This window comes from Nonomuraea sp. NPDC049784 (assembly GCF_040659615.1).
Classification (GTDB): domain Bacteria; phylum Actinomycetota; class Actinomycetes; order Streptosporangiales; family Streptosporangiaceae; genus Nonomuraea.
On the sequence record NZ_JBFAMX010001269.1, the window covers coordinates 1 to 1183 of the forward strand.

Genomic DNA, 1183 nt, shown 5'->3' on the forward strand with positions numbered 1-1183 from the left:
CGGAGCGCGGCTTGGCCTTGCCCCGCGGAACGGGTCAGTGGTAGACGCCAGGTCAGGCACCGGGAACAGCCTGGAGCGGGGTGGCGTGCGGCGTCCGTGGTTGCACAGCCGCAGCTGGGCAGGACGCAGCCATTCGCCAAAGGGCGGTCAGGTTGGCTGCTCAATCACCAAGTGCGCGCCGCTAAAGCCCCACGGTGTCTGGTGAGTCCGCGTGCCTTCCTCGTCGCGGATGGTGATCTGGCGAGCCTTGCCGTTGGCGTCGTAGTGGATGTCGAGGACGGTGTACTCCTGGTGCCAATAGCCGTTGTAGTAACGACCGCCGATCCGCTGAGGCCCCAGGAAATATGCGTTGTGGCGTTCGGCCGCCGCCGCGCGCTGGGCAGCGCGTTCGGCGGTCGGGTCCTTCACGGTTGACTTCCGGATGACCTCGAAAGCTGCCTGCCAGCGCCACCCTCTCCGGCCGTCGGTGTGACGAGCACGCCGCCCCTCAGGCACCTGCCATGTCCATCCCGGCTCCAGCACCTTGACCAGCGCTCCGACGGCCGGGGTTCCCTCCGCGCACTGGTGCAGGTTGGGGTCGAACAGCACCTCGTCATCTATGTCGCCTGGGATGCGCTGTAGGCCCTGCTCCTTGGCGAATTTCCACACCACGCCTATGGCGCCATCGGCCAGCGTGGAGGGAGCCTCCCACGGGTTTTCTTCCTGCAGGCGGTCGATGTAGTCCTCGTCCTCCGCGACTGCGGCCGCGAACTCGTCCAGGAAAGCCGCCAACGTCGCCATAGCGGTGAAGCCGCCGGACATGATGCCACTCATGCTGGTCCCCTTTCGGAACATGGAAGGCCGCTGGTGAGGCGGACGGGTCACATCGCCCGAGACTGAGTGCCTGTGTCACAACCTGGAAGATCAGCGCCGTTCCACAACGGACAGCCGTTACCGATGTCCGGATTGCCCCGGGGCGTGTAACGCCTATCCGTGGTGATCGCGGTTCCGCATGGCTCAGGTGTGCGGAGAGCCGTTCGAGTCGACGTCACCGTGGCGTTCTAACGAACGGTGAACGACTGCACCTCTTCCGGCTCGGTGCCGTTGACCTGGGCGGACGGGTTCAGACACAGGCACTGAGCTGTCTCGGCGCCTGGGCTTCGTGCACGGCGGGCCCGCGGAGCGGGGCAGGGCTCGCCGGAGG

At 66.5% G+C, this 1183-nt stretch carries 1 protein-coding gene; it reads right to left on the minus strand.

Annotation, left to right across the window (positions count from 1 at the left end; all coding sequences use genetic code 11):
* Positions 1–147 precede the first annotated feature (147 nt).
* A complete protein-coding gene (locus tag AB0J09_RS65325) occupies positions 148–801 on the minus strand; it encodes a hypothetical protein (protein ID WP_360714611.1) in 654 nt (217 codons plus the stop codon).
* Between the last annotated feature and the right edge of the window lie 382 nt (positions 802–1183).

What these genes read in the sequence shown, in the direction of transcription:
- AB0J09_RS65325 (WP_360714611.1), bottom strand. Translation starts at nt 801, where the DNA reads ATGTCCGGCGGCTTCACCGCTATGGCGACGTTGGCGGCTTTCCTGGAC.